Source organism: Bacillus sp. L_1B0_5 (assembly GCF_000836715.1).
Lineage (GTDB): Bacteria > Bacillota > Bacilli > Bacillales > Bacillaceae_G > Bacillus_A > Bacillus_A thuringiensis_S.
In genome coordinates this window covers 35980-53206 of the sequence record NZ_JXIS01000042.1, presented here as the reverse complement: position 1 = coordinate 53206, position 17227 = coordinate 35980, and the positions used below count along the sequence as shown (strand labels likewise).

Genomic DNA, 17227 nt, shown 5'->3' with positions numbered 1-17227 from the left:
CGATACAGCAGCAAAAGAAGGTATCTACCCTCTTATTGCGCAGCATATACCAAAAGAGAGAAATAGTGACCGTGAGCAAGCTGTCTTTAATTTCGGTTTACATTATTCTATGTACTCTCTTCACAACATTAAGAAGATGTTTAAGAATGTGCATGCACTACTGAAGCAGAAGTTTGCGGTACCAGTGACGGAAGAATCTTATCACCGTAATTATCTAAAATACCAGGAAGAAACGTTATTTAGAAAATATGCATATGATCAGGGTGTTAATCTCCATGCATATATCGCTTTAGAAATTGAAATGCGTGAAAAACTAAAAGTTCGTGGTCATAAAGAACGCACGATTCCAAGTGATGTGCGTGAATGGTTTATCGAAGCAATTGATAAGCTGCCACAAGAAAAACTTCGTGTGATTGAACTACCAAAGCAGTTTAATTTACTAGAGTTTATGCGTACCTTCGAACATTTAGTACGTGCTGGAGTAACAATAACAGCTCCAGATCAGGTGCTAACCGCATTGGAAATAAAATAATAGTAATGAGCTCTCTATTTTTGAAAAAATCGAAAGTAGAGGGCTATTCGTGTTTGTATGATTAGTAATCCATTTCTGCTACTCTACTTATAAATACCAAATCAAAAGGACTTCATAAAAAATGGAGTCTTTTTTTATGCAATTCTATACAAATTCGATTCTAGCAATATATAACTCTCCACATAATACTAGGGAGTATTCTTCTAATGTATTAAAACCTATCTTATAATACCTACAAAAAATCAAAAGGAAAATTATAAAAATAGTGGATATGCGGACAAATATGGTTCAATGTGAATATAATCTTTCTAAAAACATTGTAATTACTAATGTTGTTGTATTTATCTAATAAAAATCATCAATAATAATGTGAGTTATGTGTAAATACTGAGTAATGTTAACTAATAGCAGCCTAATCTGGATAAAATGTGGATAATTGAACGCTGGATACTACTGTATTTAACAAAATAAAGAAAATAAAGCCTATTTCCATAGTTGGATAAATATAAAGTGATTTGTATCAATTTCTTTCCGATTTCATGTAGAAACATGTGATTCCCTTTATGCTTTTTTGTAGAATTGATAGTCTAATAATCATTGAATTTCCGTATACATTTTCTACTATTTATGATTTTTTACGTTCTAACATCAAATTTTCCCTTGTGGGAGTAGATCTTTCCCCTATTTTTGATAACCTATAATAGTTTTATCTTTATTTCTTTTTAATATATAAGATATATATTTATAATAGATTTTTAATACAGCTAGTCTGATTGTTAATAAGATGTCAGACCTAATTGAAAATATTTGTAAATTACGTTATAATAATGGTAAATAAACATATCATTACCCACATACTAAAGGACAAACCTACGTATCCCTACCAGGGCGAGGTTTGTCCTTTTTTCATTTTAGTAAAAAATTTATATTGGGAGGATTAAACGTGACTGTACTTAAAGATACGACTTACTTAGATATGGATATCTATAACGAGATTAGATTTTTCAAAGGGATATTTTGGGGATTAGTTTTTGTAATTCCTTTTTGGAGTATTATGATAACCCTATTTATTTTACTTTATAGATAATAATTAACATCTCCAAAACGCAAAGGGTTGTTTGTCCGTTTGCGTTTTGGAGATGCCAGCAACCGTGCGTAGCAAAGGGCGGTAGCAGGTCTTTCACTTATTTTCTGTTATAATATATCCTAAGAAATTAGGTGATTATAATGAGCGAAAACATTAATTTAGAAGAAACATTAGCAGCCTTTTCTGCTTATTTAACAGAAAAAGGACGGAAACAATCCAAGATTGAACGTTATGCTTACAGCATTAAAGATTTTTATAAGTGGCAAAGGACAAGTAAGAAACTCCTACATATTAAATCATGGAGTGAACTTTCTGAAACGGACTATCAGACATATTTCTCTGAGTTAGAAGACGAGCGTAAATATTCCCAGAAAACAAGACACAGAATATGGGTGATTTTAAAGAAGTTGCACATGTTTTTAGGTATACTTAGTCCATTGGATACTATTAATCTCTCTTTAATTCCGGATCAATCACTACATAACAATGATTTTATTACTGAAGTAGAAGAAAAGCTTTTAAAACAAACTGTTCTATCAACAAAAGGGTAACAGAAAGACAAGCTAAATATCGTCCTCTTATTATGGATAGAAACGTTTGTATGCTTAATTTAGTAGTAAACTTACAAGAGCTTGTATCGCTTAATATGAGCTATATACAGTTTGCTAGAAATATCTTAATGGTACCTGGGAAAAATGGATCAACTAGGTCTGTTTCGTTAACTACGGAAGATACACAGCAGCTCTACAAATATTATACGACTATTCCGGAACCCGTAAGACCTCGACAATACACAGATAATCCCCTATTTGCGGCATTTGATTTTAATCGAGGCACTTATCGTTGGATGTACGAAAAGGATGCACCAAAGGCTTTTTCTGAAGTTGCTATACAAAAGATGGTACGACTTGAAGTGAAACGTGCGGAGTTAAATAGACGTATCTCTATCTCTGCACAGCAGATGAGAAACACTTTTATTCTCCGTCTTATTAAGCAAGGATAAACTGAAGATGAGTTGGTAAGTAGGATGGGGTTCAAAACTAAAATATCTTTAAAAAGATATTATCAATATTTACAGTGACCTATATTAACCATACTAAAATAAGAAGACGTATTCTATTTATGGAATAACAAAAATTAGAACAACAGATATGAATCAGCTTATTTTTTTGGAACTAACGCACCCGTTAGCTGAATAAGGAAAAATGACTTTAGTAACTTATTTTGAACTTTCTCCTATAATTTCTAGTATAGAAATGGAATAATTCGCCAAGTCTTGGACTGATATTGTTTATATTGTTCACCAAATAGTGTAACAAGAGTTCTCTCTTCAACTTTTATACGATACGAATACGCAAGGAAAAATAAAAAGATATTTATGATAATGGCAATGAACGAAGATGAAGATATAGCAACCCCTAAACAGGTCAGAAAAGAACCTAAATAACCAGGATGGCGAATATAGTTATACAGACCACTTTGAATTAACTTATGTTCCCCCTGCATTCCGACGTTCCTACTATAAAATCGCCCTAATGTTTTCATTGAAGAAAATCTAATCCATACACCAATTAGCCCAACAATAACACCAAAAAACAGAAATGAATTAACCTTATTTATTGTAAAGAAATACATAATTTCTGGAATGATTATCATCAAGGCTAAAACTGCTCCGATAAAAAAACTAGAACCACTATTTTGTTTTTCTTCTTTAACAGGTGAACTTCTATAAAATTCTAATAATAAGTACAGAAAAATAGGTAAATATGCTATAAAAAACATAATTCTTTCTCCTTTCAATAAAAGTGTCTAATGATTAACCCATTTATTTTTATCAATGAGGTCACGCAATTTGGATGACCCTAAGATCATATCAACACAGGTTCTTTTATCAATCTTTATTTTAAATCTACAGCAATCGCATCCCATAGAAAAGTATCATTTTATACTATTATGGAGCATTTCTCCTCGTTTTTTAGATAGAAAAAGAGAGTCCCTTGCTATAGGAACTCTCCCTTATGTATACAATTACGATTTCATGTATATTTAGCTTGTTTAATTTTTCGTTATAGAAACCCATTACCTTTTGAGCATGTTGTATAGCCATTAATCCATCTTGGACAGTAAGTGCTTCAAAATACGGATAACGAATGTCAGTAGCATAACCATTCAGCTGCACGCACTGTTCTAAAATCAATGAGAACTCCTCATCTAATCTACAACAAGATTTGTGCAGCATTAAAAGGTTATGAGTTTTAGGGACTGGTCTACCGTTTAGTGCAAGAAATCCTTTTAGGAGTTTCTCCACACATTGTTGACTATGATAACAAATAATTGCAGTAGGGAAAGGTTTCATGTGAGTTAAGTAACTAGAAGAATCTAAATCAGATTTTGCTATGGATAGCCACTCTTTTAGATCCTTAGTATTTCTCATATAGAACCTTCCCCTCTAGCGCAATTTTATGCTCCATGGTTACATTGCGATTAGCACGTTCTTGAAACTCTTCTGGTCCATACACTAAAATATCAACTGGTGTTTCCATTACATCGTAAATCCCCCAATTGATACGATTAATGACTTCCCTTTTTCTTTCTCCTACACCTTCCACAACAATACAGAGATCAAAATCACTGTCTTCATTTGGTGTGCCATATGCATGAGAGCCAAAAAGGATGATTTTTTGGACAGAAGACACAGTTTCACGAATCTTTTGCACCAATAGGTCCAATTCCCTTTTTACCTCTTCGTTAATCCGAATCACCCCTCGGATAATGTAATTAAATTGACGTTTAAGTATATTATACATGCGTTTCTCTTCTCCCTTCTATTATATATATTTTTTTTTATTGTTTTCTTGTTTTCCAACGTTTTGCAATGCTTGATAACATTCGTATACCTGCTTGAAGTCTCGCAAGAATCTACCATCAGAAATACTATGAAATCCTTTGAAGTTCTTTCTACACCAATATAAGAGATCAGAATCATCCTTAGCTAAAAAAGAATCCGGATTAGAATGAATCAAAGCCTCTGCTAAACAAGCCAGAAGTAATGGTATCATTTCAGAATCATGCTTGGATAAATCCAGTACAGATACAACAGTATACTGTTTATATTGGTAGTATTGTAGAACAACATCACACATGTTTGTTGGTGTTAATGTACATTGTAATTGAGTGGAATCTAATTGATACACTCGCATTTTGTCCCCTCCTATATCATTACTCTCCAATTGGCGCTGCTTTCATAAAATCTTTTTGAGCTTGGAAAATGATATGGTGATTTGATACGGTCTCCTCATCAAAAAGTTCATTAACAAACTATGAAACAGACAATGCAGCGAATTTGTTTGTAATAACGCGATGTGGTTCTGAAGCAGCTAATTCGGAACAACTTAATTGACTTGGAGCTGTTTCTTCTTACTTTCTAAGATTTTTAGCTCATTGTTTTTATGTTCAAGACCGATGAATTCACTTTTGAATTTCTTAATCGTTTTAAGTACCGGAGCAGCTGCAAAAAGCATCTTCCCCGGTTCAGTACAATCCCCACTGTTTACATTAAAGCGAGTTACTAATGTTACTGTTTCTGTACCGTCTGAATCCATTAGAATCATTCCCTTTGAATTACAATCTAATAAAACACCTTGTAATGCGGGCATTGGGTTTTTAACGTCTACAGTAACACTAGCTTCCTCTAATTTTTCGATAAATAATGTACGGTTAATAGTAAATTGCATAATAACCCCTCCAAAAAGTAATAAAAAAAGAACAGACCTCATATCCTGTTCATTCGTTTCCTTGCTGCATAAATGAGACTTAAGCTTACTTTTAAATCTCTTAAATCAGAAATAGTAATATTCATAAATGTCGTAGCCTTCGTTTTGATTGTGCGCCTGTAGCAGTGATACAGAACTGATCCATAAAGGATTAGCTAGTTCTTTAATTTCCTCAACAATGTCATGTAAATGAACATTATTTTGTAAATTTCCTTGTGATTTTTCCATGATGTTTCCCCCTTGGTAATAAAATAATCGCCTAAAGTGCTGGCTATACAATAACTTCTAACTTGAAGACAACACAAAAAGGGCTTCTTCAAGTCGATTAAAAATGTGCATAACAAAATAAGCTATATATACACTAATCGGCTCAAAGAAGCCCTTTCATAATTGAAATAAGACGCAACTTGCTTCTACAACTCAACCACAACACAAAAAAGGTGAAGCTCTTGATACAACCCCACCTTTTTTGTATATAACGAATCATTTAATAATTTAACAGTATGTTTTTAAAGTCTCTATATTTTAGAAAACTTTACAATAAAACAGTACTTCCCTATTTTTTTGAAGAAACAGGATCCATTTTTAATGTTTTTATTCCTTCTTTCAATGTAAACGCATCTGCTCTTAATGTTTTCCAGCTGTCTTTCGCTGCATTCAGGTTAGGTTTTAAGAATTTAAATTTATTTTGATCTGCTTTTTGGGATGCTTTATCAATATGATTAAGCACTCCTGAATATTGAGAATCTAAATCATGCCATTGTGCTGACATATAGGTAAGAGCATTAATAGCTGATCCAATTGCATTTTGCATTTCAGTAATATTATTATACGCAACTCCAACTACACGATTTAATGTTATTTTATAGTCTACGGTTTGGCGTAATTGCGCTAATAACGGCTCTAACGTACCTAAATTATTTCTTGCTACCCCTATCATTACACCTCCAGCAATCCATGTAGGGATTGAGGGATATGATACAGTTATTATTCCATCCGATTCTACTTGTTTAAAATGTCTTATTTGCTCTAAAACATCATTTAGGCGTTTTTCATCTTCATCTATTCCAGATGCTTGATTTTTTAAAATCGATTGCAAGATATCTTTATGACCTCCAAATGCTCGGACATCTTCTCCAATACTATCTCTTAACTTAGCTAGTTCTTGTATTAAATTCTGTGTATATGCTTGGTTTTGTTTAATCTCACCTTGTAAATCTGTAATGCCCTCTTTTAATGTATCTGCATCTCCTTCATTAATCGCTTCTACTAATGTATCGTAATAATTGTCAAATGTGGTATCATACTCTACAATTCCTGTCAGGGTATCTAAAAGTTGTTTTTTTATGTGCGCATCCCATTTTGTAGCATGCTCTCTTGCATTCTTTTGATCTTGTACAATTTGACTAGGTAGATTTGTATATCCTTTAATATCAATTCCTTCAAAGTTAACATCTGGATTATTAATTAACAAATAAGAGTAATCATTCATGGATTTTGCAAATACCCCAGCATCTTGCAAAGCTTTTTTCATCTTTTCGCTGTTTACAGAAAGAGATATATCTTCAGTATTCGTTTGTTCTATTTTACTTTCACTTGCAAAAGCAGCTACTGGAGAAACTACAGTAGTTGTTGTCAGGGTTAAAAACGTCGATACAGCAAGTAGTTTATAAGGAAAATTATTATTCACTTTAATTCCTCCTATGAATATATATTAATTTTTAGTTTGTTTTTTCTTGTTTAAAAGCAATGTCTTTTGAAATGAATTCTGCGTCCTTATGAATATCATTCCAACTTTGTTTAGCAGCTTTTAAATCGTCAGGTATTAACGAAAGTTTATGTTCTTGCATTTGATCGATATTATCATATAAATCTTTATAATTAGCCCCCATTTTATTCCATTGTTGCTGAATACTTGTTAGAGACATTATTGCTTGATCCACTGTCTGATACAAATATGTTAGCGTGTCTTTCGTATTAGTAAGTGAAATAACCGCTTGATTAGCCAGATCAGCTTTCATACTTAATTCTCCGATTTTATTCGAAATTTCATTATAAGAATTCATATGATTAGATGCCTCGACACCAGCTGCTGTTCCTAAACCGATACCAGCTGCTCCTAGAGCTGTAAGACCGCCAACAACAGCTGGTGTAGCTGTGCCACCAGTCACAACAATTACTACCGCTCCTGCAATCGTTCCAATAACTAAAATAGCTGCTCCTAGTCCACCGCCAATTGACCAGGCTAATACATTATCAAAATGTGATTTCTGTGTAGAACGTAAATTCTCAATTTCGGCCTGAAGTTGTGGGACTAGTGCTTGTTTTCCCGCTAATATAGCCGTCAATCCTCCCTGTCCATCTGGACCACCAACATTATTTTTAAAATCTACAGTATTTGTATACAACTTTGTTTTGAAAGCCTCTAACATCTTAATGACGTCAGTAACTTCATTTGAATTTGTATGAATTGTATCGATTAAATCCCCTATTCCTTCTTTAAGGCTCATCTTATCTTTCTTTTTTACAGTATCTACTAATGTGTCGTAATAATTTTGAAATTGCTCATCATAATTTACAATATTACGAGCTGTTTTTTGAATGTTTGGCTTCGCTGTATCTAACCAGTAATTTGCATTGATTCGTGACAGTTCCTGATTCAGGTGGATATTTTTGATTAATTCTCCTCCTCCTGAACCTAAATCAATGTTGGATAAATTTACATTTGGTTGCTTAATCATAGTTTTTGCGTACAAATCCATTACAAGAATATGAGAGCCTGTTGCAGCCAACGCTTTCTTTAATCCTTCAGGTCCTAACGCATAATTTTCTATTTTCTGTTCTTGAGCTGTCTGTTCTTGTGCAAGTGCATGAATAGTACTACCATTCGTTGCAGTTATAACCGTTGCTAAAGTGGCTAAAGTTATGACCTTAAATGGAAATTTCATCATATGATTCTCCTCCTTATTTTCAGTTGCATTATAATCTTTTCGATAAACCTATGTTCTTAATATTAAAATTTATAAACTTGTTCTTCGAGTTGAGTTGTTACACTTTTTAATCGTCTTAATGTATCTTTTTGATACTGAGTGTTATTGGTATCAACTTCAGTCGATAATTTTGTAATACTATTATTTATTAGATCCAAATCCTCTTTGTAACGTTTCATTAGCTCAATTTCTCCATCTACTTGGTTAGCAAATGTATGCAAATCATTTTGCATGAAAAGAATCATTGATTTTTGTAAATCTGCTACTGTTAATTTAGTTGTTAAGTCATATAATTTCTGATTTTGTTTTTCTAAATCATTTAAATATGCACGTTGCTCTGCTGTTAGTTTATTAATTTCAGCAAAAGTATTATATGTTTTTTTAATTTTTTCAGGATCAATCACTTTCATAAGATCATACTCTTTCGTTTTTGTAACTGCAGCTGCAGCGATTTCACCTTTTTTACTTTTCTCTATCGCTTCACGTGCTTCTTTTTTGGCAGCCTCAATCTCTATAGCTGATTTTCCCTTTTCTTTTGCTTCTTGCTCTGCTTTCTTCTCTGCGTCTACAATAGCATTGTTTATTTCTTTTCCTTTGTTATACGCTACTACTGCTGTTTGAGCAGCCGGTTCAATGATATCTTTCGATAGACTATAAATTTCTTGGAATACCTTTAGCCCTTGTTCATTTAAAGCTCCTGGTAATAATGCTATTTGCTGTAAATTATTTTGAATAGATTTTTTTGTATCTAGCATTTCATTTTTTAACTTATCTATTTTTCCTGTTCCCTCTGAATTAAGGACACTCTGTGCTTTTGCCACATCAGTATCAAGATTTTTCAACTTCTTATCTACCTGTAGTTTTAGATCTGTTAACTCATTAATTTGACGTTGCACACTTTCTTGGTTTGTTATGGTCATGTCTTGAAGGACTTCCAGTCTATCTGTAAACCCTTCTTTATCTTCCTTATTATCTACAAATCCTTTTAATGTTGGATAATAACTATTAAATTTAGTTACAAATCCTTTACTTTTTGAATTTAATAGAATTAATTTAGGATAAAGTTCGGATGACCACTCTTTCATATCTTGTTTAATTAGAAATTGAGTTGTATTTAAAGATGGAACTTCTTCAAGTTGTACATTCGGACTTGCTAAGGCTCCATCGATAAAGGTTTGTGTTAATTTGGAGTGTGCACCTATTTTTCGTAATGCTGAGGAAATATCTATAGTATCTTGTTTTGTTTCTGCTTGAACGATTGGCGTTGCGAGAGTATTGATAGGAATAGTCGCCCCGGTAACAATTGATGTTATTAAAAATCCTGCCATAATTTTGCTCTTCATTCCGTACACCTCTTTACTATTATTTTTTACGATTTTAATCGTATATGCTGTAAAATCTAACGTTAGAATTTCTTCATACACACTTGAGGATAGAATTTTTCCGAAAGAGTAATTGCATCACGTTTTTTATTTATTTTTGATAGAATATAAGGTCCTTACTTCCCCCCCATTTTAATCACTATGTTTTTTATAAGTAAACTAGAAAATTGCATTTCTAATATTTGATTTTTCTGATATTAAATCTTTTGTTTTTTTCTAATTATATTTAAAAAGTTTTCATACTATTATCACTTCATGAAGTGAAATGATTTTACTACTATAATTAAACATAAAATTTGTTGGAATCATTGAATCTTAATAAATATCATATAAAGAAATGTTTTTACTATAATTTTATGGGATTTTATGTATTATGTACTTAATATGAATATGTACAATTGCATACTCATATTAAGTACTATTCTTGAATAACAGACAAGGCAGTCGCCATACATTCCTATCAACTTAAGAGTTTTTACTCTCCCAGTTTTAAAAAGGTTGTTATTTTTAAAATTTAACTAGAAATGAAAAATTAAATAGGCTGTATAAAAGTGAAGGTATACTTACTTTTATACAGCCTATTTATTACATCTTATCAATAATAACCTGTCTTTTATACCACCGATTCAGCTTCTCCTTAGCAACACCTGAAAGACGCTTAGTCTTTTGGTTGTAGAATCTTGAAAGAGTAGGTTGGGATATGCCTATCTCTTCTGAAAGCTCTCTCATTGTAATACTCTTCTTCGTATGCAAAAATACAATCTTTTCACGGATCAAATATTCACTTTCATCTACACTTATAGGCTTACTTTCTTTCTTGGCGACAGTTGTTTCCGCTTGTATTACATTAGTATTTTTCTTTTTGGCCAAACTCTCCATTGAATTCATTAGCTCTTTAGGTGGTACTATCCTAATACCTAACTGCGAGTAATAATTTTTAAACCAATTCTTCTTTGTTAATTGCTCTTCATCTAAGCCATTTTCATACTCCCAATGAGAAATAACCTTTTCACGTTCTAGATCCATTAAGACATTCTCTAATTGGTCTCTAATTCTATTAGGTTTTTGATTCTGTTTAATATCCATTACTGCTAATAGACCTTTATCCCCACCTATAGAATAAGGCCTGCTTAAACTAGAAAACATTTGTCGAATTCTCCACTGCCATGTCAAATATCGAATTAATCTTTTATGGTATTTATGTCGATAACTATTGTATTCGAGTGCCTTTTTGGAAAGTAATGAAGTTGTACTACTTGAACCGTATAAGTAGCTTGACAAGAAACTACCTGGTTTAATTCGGCATGACTCTATTCCCATGTATTCATTTGTATTTTTATCTCTCCAAAGAACTACTGAATCTAGTACAAATAGTCTCTTTATGATCTCACGCTTGACTTCGTAATGTTTACCGGGCTCTGCGCGATCATTTAAGACTACAACCTCATTTTCATCATTAAGGTATATAAAAATACTTGCTAAAGCAGCAATTCTTTTAGCAACTTTAATCTTATCTTCAGCTCGATAATATTCAACACCATTAGCTTTTGCCTTAGGAATACTACACATTTCTAAAACTTGTTCATATGAAAAATCTATGAACTCATCTGGTGATTTGGCTTCATTCAACCATTGAATAGTGATAGAATCAAGACAATCTGCTGTTAAGTCATCCATATTACTCATAACACCATCCACAAGTGTATTCCACCGAGCTGCTTCCTCTATGTTTGTTAACCTTAAATCCTCATCTTTATGTGAAGAAAGTTGAGCTAGCCCATTACTATCCTTTGTTTCAATTGGGTATGACTTTATTTTCGTTTCTTCATCCTCATCAAATTGATTTTTCGCAATTCCATCTCTTAATTTATAATAAACAGCAGAGTTATTAACCTCATAATAATCATTTGTTTTTACCTGATTATCATTTTCTAACAGAATAGATTCCATTTCATTAGTACTCTTTATAGGTTTTAAAAATTCCTGATGAATAAATAAATCTATTGCTTCTTGTATTTCCTCTTTATATTGATCTATTTCTGTGAATATTTGTAATGAAGAAATTCCTCTTTTTTGCTGCTTTTCAAGCCATTGTACTAGCATTGAAAAGGAAGGAGAAAGATATGAAGAAGTCACTATCTTGCTGTTATCTTCTTTCACATCCTTATAATAAGCATTCCATTTATCCCATAATGCTTCATCATCTTTATAAAGTGGTTCCGATATTAATAATGCATCACGAAACAATTGTAGAACATTATCCATATGTTCCCCTCCTTCTTCATTAAATTTTAAACTCTTTGTATTTCAAGTTGAAATAATATAGCTATATGTATTCCCTTATATAAAAACATGATAAAATATCGGAATTTTCCCTCTTATATTTTCACTATTCATGACTTTTCATCACGTAGTATTGAAGTTTCTTCTTTTATTTATTATATAAAACAACAACAATTTGTAAAACATTACTCATGTCAAGTCTATTTTTTAATAACATTAGCCCTGTTAAATACGGTTATGTTTATATCAATATGAAAATCTATAGCGGTATCATGTCCCTTTCGACATAAAGATGAAAAATGTATCCATATTTTTATTGAAAATAATAAATGAAAAAAATTATTTCATAAAACTCTTCATCCTTGATATAAAAGGATTTTCTCTATCCTTTTAATATTAAACATGAAAACTTATAGCGATATCATGTCCCTTTCAGATTTATCTTGAAATGCTTACAAACACATATATATCAATGTTTTTATTACTTTTTTCATTCTAATAGTTCTATTCCCCTACATGAAAACTTATAGCGATATCATGTCCTTTTTTTAAAAAAACATGAAATGCAAAACAGCTGCATTGTGTCCCTTTTAAAAACTCTATTTTTAATATAATCCCTATTAAATCAACATTTCAAAGTTATTTCTATAAATTCACTATACATAAAAAGATGAAAATTCACAGCGGTATCATGTCCCTTTTTCTATAATATAAATTTATTATAATCATTATTAAATCAAGTATAACAAAGGTTTTCATTCCTGTTTCTTCACTTTCTAGAAAGATGAAAATTCACAGCGATATCATGTCCTTTATTTTTTTAGCATATTTATGGAATGCCTTGGGGCTCTAAGCTTCAAGGCACCTTTCATCTTTTCATATTTCTTCTTAAAGGGGGCATTTTTACTTTTTTCGATTTGCTATAATCATAATTGGTATATTTTATAGTATTTTGGCATATATTTCTGAATTTGTAGAACGGAGGTGAAAAAGATGGGGAAATCATTTGTGATACGTAATCAACGTAGCTTAAATGGGAAAACAACAAACGCAGTTTTAGTAACAATCAAATCTTGGCAAAAGCTTGTGGAAGCATTTGAAGAGAAGTACTACAGTTATAAAGATACTTATTTAGAAGATATTCTGCAGCACATGACATATGAAGATCGCATTGCTGATGTTGACGGATTTGTCGAAAAAGCCAAACCATCTTTTTCACGTCGCGCAATGTCTGCACTTGCAGAAAAAACTGGAAGAAAGCACAAATTATACGGCATTACGAATGCTGATCTCGAAGTATTTTTATATCTACATAAGAAATGCTTTACTAATGGTGTCATTCCAAATGTAACCATACATATGATGTGGGAAGATTACAAGCTATATAAAGAAGAATTTGCTTATATCCAACACTCTCAATTCTATATTGCTTTGAAAAAGTTAAGCTTACATAACATTATCTCCATTGAAAATGGAATTGATGGTCGTAACACAATTAAACTCACTCATTTTCTGAATGAGGAAACAGAAAAAGCAAATCCATACGTATATATTAGTCCTGTTGTATTTACAAAGGCTTTCTTTAAGCTATCTGTAGCGGCTAAGAAGCTATTCTTAGATATCGCAATGCAACAACATACAGAAACAACGTTAAAGCGTTCATTAGATAAGCATGACGAAAGAGGCAATAAAACCCACTTCGGCGGGATGTATCGTTTCTTACATAAAAAATATCCGCATCAAATTCGTGCGGTTATCGATGAATTAACAATTACATTACCATGTACGGGTAGTCCCCTATTCAAAATTTGCAAAATGCAAAAAGGTGTAAAGCATACCAAGCGATATACAACACTATATCTATCTATCCATTCAGACTTCTTATGTACGAAAGAATCTGGAGAAGAACAACACAGGGATCCGTTTACACCAAGAGCTACCTATGCTCGTAAAGCGAAATTCATTGAATCACTTCTACAAGAAATGAATATCGGTGAACTGTCTGCAGACATGAATAAGTTCATTCAGGTCTTAAAGCATACTTGTCATCGTCAAATTCGCAGTGTAATTCGCGGACTACGTGACATGGTTGATCGAAAAGAAGGATATCCAACGAAAATTGTATATACATTGAAGAAACTATTGCATCAAACATCTCAATATCAAATTCTCGATACAGCTGCGAAAGAAGGTATCTACCCTCTTATTGCGCAGCACATACCAAAAGAGAGAAATAGTGACCGTGAGCAAGCTGTCTTTAATTTTGGTCTACATTATTCTATGTACTCTCTTCATAACATTAAGAAGATGTTTAGAAATGTACATGCACTACTGAAGCAGAAGTTTGCGGTACCAGTGACGGAAGAATCTTATCACCTTAATTATTTAAAGTACCAGGAAGAAACATTATTTAGAAAATATGCATATGATCAGGGCGTTAATCTTCATGCATATATCGCTTTAGAAATTGAAATGCGTGAAAAACTAAAAGTTCGTGGCCATAAAGAACGCACGATTCCAAGTGATGTACGTGAATGGTTTATCGAGGCAATTGATAAGCTGCCACAAGAAAAACTTCGTGTGATTGAGCTACCAAAGCAGTTTAATTTACTAGAATTTATGCGTACCTTCGAATGTTTAGTACGTGCCGGTGTAACAATAACAGCTCCAGATCAGGTGCTAACCGCAATGGAAATAAAATAATAGCAACAAGCTCTCTATTTTTGAAAAAATCGAAAGTGGAGGGCTATTCGTTTTTGGTTTATTCCGCCCTTTTTTTACTAATCTATTTATAAATACAAAACTAGAAGGACTTCATGTAAAATGGAGTCTTTTTTTATGCATTTCTATATAAATCCTATTCTACCTATAGTAGAATCTCCACACTACACATTAAGTATTCTTTACGTGTAGTAAAATATCCAATTTTATATCTATAAAAAATCAGAAGGATATTAATAAAAATAGTGGATATGAGGACAAATATGATCAAATGTGAATACTATTTTACTAATATTGTTGGGAGTACTAGTGTTATTGAATTCATCTAATAAAAATCATCAATAATAATGTGAGTTATGTGTAAATACTGAGTAATGTTAGGAAATAGCTACATTCTCTGAACAAAATGTGGATAATCTGAACCTAGATACTGCTCTATTTACCAAAATAAAGAAAACATGCTCTATTTTAAAGGTTGAATAAATATAATATGATTTGTATCAATTTTTTTCCGATTTCATGTAGAAACATATAATTTTCTTTCTGCTTTTTTGTAGAATTGAAAGTCTAATAATTATTAAATCTAGGGATACATTTTCTACTATTTATGATTTTTTACGTTCTAATATCCAATTTCCCCTTGTGAGAGTAAGTCTTTCCCTCATTTTTGATAGCCTATAAAAGTTTTATCTTTATTTCTTTTTAATATATAAGATATATATTTATAATAGATTTTATTATTACTAATATGATTGTTAATAAGATGTCAGACCTAATTGAAAATATTTGTAAAACCCGTTATAATAATGGTAATTAAACATATCATTACTCCCATGTAAAAGGACAAATCTACGAATCCTTATTAGGACGAGATTTGTCTTTTTGTCATTGAAAATAAAAAACAACATATCAAAAAGGAAAAGGGTTGTTTGTCCGTTTTCCTTTTTGATATGCCAGCAACCGAGCGTAGCAAAGGGCGGTAGCAGGTCTTTCACTTATTTTTTGTTATAATATATGATAAGAATTTAGATGATTATAATGAACAAGGGTATTAGTTTAGAAATAGCATTAGAAGCATTTTCTGCTTATTTAGCAGAAAATGGAGGTAAACAATCTATGATTGAACGTTATAATTACGATATTACAGGTTTTTATAAGTGACTAAGAGCAAATGAGAATCTCCTACATATCAAATCATAAAGTGAACTACCTAAAGAAAATTATTAGGAGTATTTCTATGAGCTAGAAAACAAGGCACAGAATATGGCAGTTCTTAAATAAATTGAACATGTCTATACTTCAGTATATGATTTTCACCTCTCCTTAATTCCTGATCAATCACTAAGTGATAAGGATTTTATGATCGAAGCAGAAAAAAACTATTAAAACAAACTATACTTTCAACAAAAGGATTAACAGAAAGACAAGTTAAATATCGCCCTCTTATTATGGATAGAAACGCTTTTATAATAGATTTAGTAGTAAACTATAGGTTGTCCTTACAAGAGCTTGTATCGCCTAATATGAGCCATATACAGCTTGCTAGGAACACTGTAATTGTTCCAGGTGAAAATGGAGCTATTAGATCTGTCTTCTTAACAGCTGAAGATACACAGCAGTTTTACAAATATTATTCGACTAGGCCTGAACCCGTAAGACCTCGACAACACACAAATAATCCCCTATTTGTGGCATTTGATTTTAATGGAGGTACTTATCGATGGGTTTACGAAAATGATGCGCCTAAGGCTTTGTCTGAGGTTGTTATACAAAAGATGATACGGCTTGAGGTGAAACGGGCAGAGTTCAATAGACGTGTTTCTGCACAGCAAATGAGGTACAGATTTATTCACAGTGTTATTAAGCAAGAATTAAATGAAGATGAATTGGTAAGTAGAATGGGGTTCAAAACCAAGATATCCCTAAAAATATATTTCCGATATTTGCAGCACGTTTAAAACAATATAACCAAAGGTGTTTTAATCTATCCAACTGTAAAAAGACTACGGAAATTTTAAAAGCTAAAACAAGCATAACCCCGTTCTAAATTTAGGACGGGGTTAAAATATAATTGTTTAGCGTAATAAATTGAAGAGTAACCTTTAATTTATTTGAAAACAGAGATGCTCCTAGCACTCTATCTATTCATTTTGTTCTTTTGTAGATAATCCACTTAATAATTCCTGCAAGTAACATCAGGAACGGGATTATCTGGATAAGCCAAAATCCTTTCCAGAAATCAAATATATCGTTCGTTGGAGAATCTGTCGCCATTAAACCTATAAAAAGAGATAATGGACTTATAAACACATTTAATCCCAAACTAATCATAATAAATGACAGATTCTTACTTTTAATCTTCGGTGATGTCGCCATTTTGAATAGGAATATTGTAATAGCTATTATAAGAAGTAAGAACCCATAGAATCTAATCATTTCCATAATATTACTCCTGTCTA

10 protein-coding genes and 6 pseudogenes are annotated in these 17227 nt (G+C 32.0%); 4 read left to right on the top strand and 12 right to left on the bottom strand.

The genetic code is table 11. From position 1 onward, the window contains the following. Together RT27_RS14310 and RT27_RS14305 are read left to right on the top strand one after the other, a co-directional pair. Positions 1–532, top strand: a pseudogene (locus RT27_RS14310) (hypothetical protein); the annotation flags it as partial. 1227 nt (positions 533–1759) lie between these two features. Beyond that, positions 1760–2700: pseudogene (locus tag RT27_RS14305) on the top strand (integrase). A gap of 164 nt (positions 2701–2864) precedes the next feature. Here the strand turns inward: RT27_RS14305 and RT27_RS14300 are convergent. From RT27_RS14300 to RT27_RS14255, 11 genes and pseudogenes are all read right to left on the bottom strand, one after another. Further along, positions 2865–3401 (bottom strand): isoprenylcysteine carboxylmethyltransferase family protein, encoded by a 537-nt coding sequence (locus RT27_RS14300; protein ID WP_043936486.1) that lies wholly within the window; start codon positions 3399–3401, stop codon positions 2865–2867. Positions 3402–3594: 193 nt separating this feature from the next. After that, a complete protein-coding gene (locus RT27_RS14295; protein WP_043936485.1) occupies positions 3595–4053 on the bottom strand; it encodes a HEPN domain-containing protein in 459 nt (152 codons plus the stop codon). Beyond that, positions 4040–4426, bottom strand: a complete 387-nt coding sequence (locus RT27_RS14290; protein WP_043936484.1) for a nucleotidyltransferase domain-containing protein — start codon at positions 4424–4426, stop codon at positions 4040–4042. The genes RT27_RS14295 and RT27_RS14290 overlap by 14 nt, the downstream gene beginning before the upstream one ends. Positions 4427–4447: 21 nt before the next feature. Further along, on the bottom strand, positions 4448–4819 hold the full coding sequence (locus RT27_RS14285) for a hypothetical protein (RefSeq protein WP_043936483.1): 372 nt from the start codon (positions 4817–4819) through the stop codon (positions 4448–4450). A 19-nt stretch (positions 4820–4838) separates the two neighbouring features. Then, positions 4839–5036: pseudogene (locus RT27_RS35770) on the bottom strand (thiamine biosynthesis protein ThiF); the annotation flags it as partial. Next, positions 5027–5353 (bottom strand): annotated as a pseudogene (locus RT27_RS14280) (DNA polymerase III subunit beta); the annotation flags it as partial. The pseudogenes RT27_RS35770 and RT27_RS14280, both read right to left, overlap by 10 nt. A 59-nt stretch (positions 5354–5412) precedes the next feature. Further along, positions 5413–5620, bottom strand: a pseudogene (locus RT27_RS14275) (hypothetical protein); the annotation flags it as partial. 328 nt (positions 5621–5948) lie between these two features. After that, complete coding sequence (locus RT27_RS14270) at positions 5949–7082, bottom strand: HBL/NHE enterotoxin family protein (protein ID WP_043936482.1); 1134 nt, start codon at positions 7080–7082, stop codon at positions 5949–5951. Positions 7083–7113: 31 nt separating this feature from the next. Beyond that, positions 7114–8343: an HBL/NHE enterotoxin family protein gene (locus RT27_RS14265; protein WP_000975324.1), complete on the bottom strand. Its 1230-nt coding sequence runs from the start codon at positions 8341–8343 to the stop codon at positions 7114–7116. 62 nt (positions 8344–8405) lie between these two features. Then, positions 8406–9725, bottom strand: a complete 1320-nt coding sequence (locus RT27_RS14260; protein ID WP_043936481.1) for an HBL/NHE enterotoxin family protein — start codon at positions 9723–9725, stop codon at positions 8406–8408. A 624-nt stretch (positions 9726–10349) separates the two neighbouring features. Continuing rightward, complete coding sequence (locus tag RT27_RS14255) at positions 10350–12029, bottom strand: helix-turn-helix transcriptional regulator (RefSeq protein ID WP_043936480.1); 1680 nt, start codon at positions 12027–12029, stop codon at positions 10350–10352. Positions 12030–13040: 1011 nt separating this feature from the next. Here RT27_RS14255 and RT27_RS14250 point away from each other — a divergent pair. Together RT27_RS14250 and RT27_RS35765 are read left to right on the top strand one after the other, a co-directional pair. Then, a complete protein-coding gene (locus RT27_RS14250; protein ID WP_043936479.1) occupies positions 13041–14750 on the top strand; it encodes a hypothetical protein in 1710 nt (569 codons plus the stop codon). A gap of 1056 nt (positions 14751–15806) precedes the next feature. Beyond that, positions 15807–16726 (top strand): annotated as a pseudogene (locus RT27_RS35765) (integrase). A gap of 187 nt (positions 16727–16913) precedes the next feature. Here the strand turns inward: RT27_RS35765 and RT27_RS14235 are convergent. Then, positions 16914–17210, bottom strand: coding sequence for a hypothetical protein (locus RT27_RS14235; RefSeq protein WP_043936477.1), 297 nt, complete (start codon positions 17208–17210; stop codon positions 16914–16916). Between the last annotated feature and the right edge of the window lie 17 nt (positions 17211–17227).

Coding starts and splice junctions, on each gene's coding strand:
- RT27_RS14300 (WP_043936486.1), bottom strand. CDS start 3,401: ATGTTTTTTATAGCATATTTACCTATTTTTCTGTACTTATTATTAGAA.
- RT27_RS14295 (WP_043936485.1), bottom strand. CDS start 4,053: ATGAGAAATACTAAGGATCTAAAAGAGTGGCTATCCATAGCAAAATCT.
- RT27_RS14290 (WP_043936484.1), bottom strand. CDS start 4,426: ATGTATAATATACTTAAACGTCAATTTAATTACATTATCCGAGGGGTG.
- RT27_RS14285 (WP_043936483.1), bottom strand. CDS start 4,819: ATGCGAGTGTATCAATTAGATTCCACTCAATTACAATGTACATTAACA.
- RT27_RS14265 (WP_000975324.1), bottom strand. CDS start 8,343: ATGATGAAATTTCCATTTAAGGTCATAACTTTAGCCACTTTAGCAACG.
- RT27_RS14260 (WP_043936481.1), bottom strand. CDS start 9,725: ATGAAGAGCAAAATTATGGCAGGATTTTTAATAACATCAATTGTTACC.
- RT27_RS14255 (WP_043936480.1), bottom strand. CDS start 12,029: ATGGATAATGTTCTACAATTGTTTCGTGATGCATTATTAATATCGGAA.
- RT27_RS14250 (WP_043936479.1), top strand. CDS start 13,041: ATGGGGAAATCATTTGTGATACGTAATCAACGTAGCTTAAATGGGAAA.
- RT27_RS14235 (WP_043936477.1), bottom strand. CDS start 17,210: ATGGAAATGATTAGATTCTATGGGTTCTTACTTCTTATAATAGCTATT.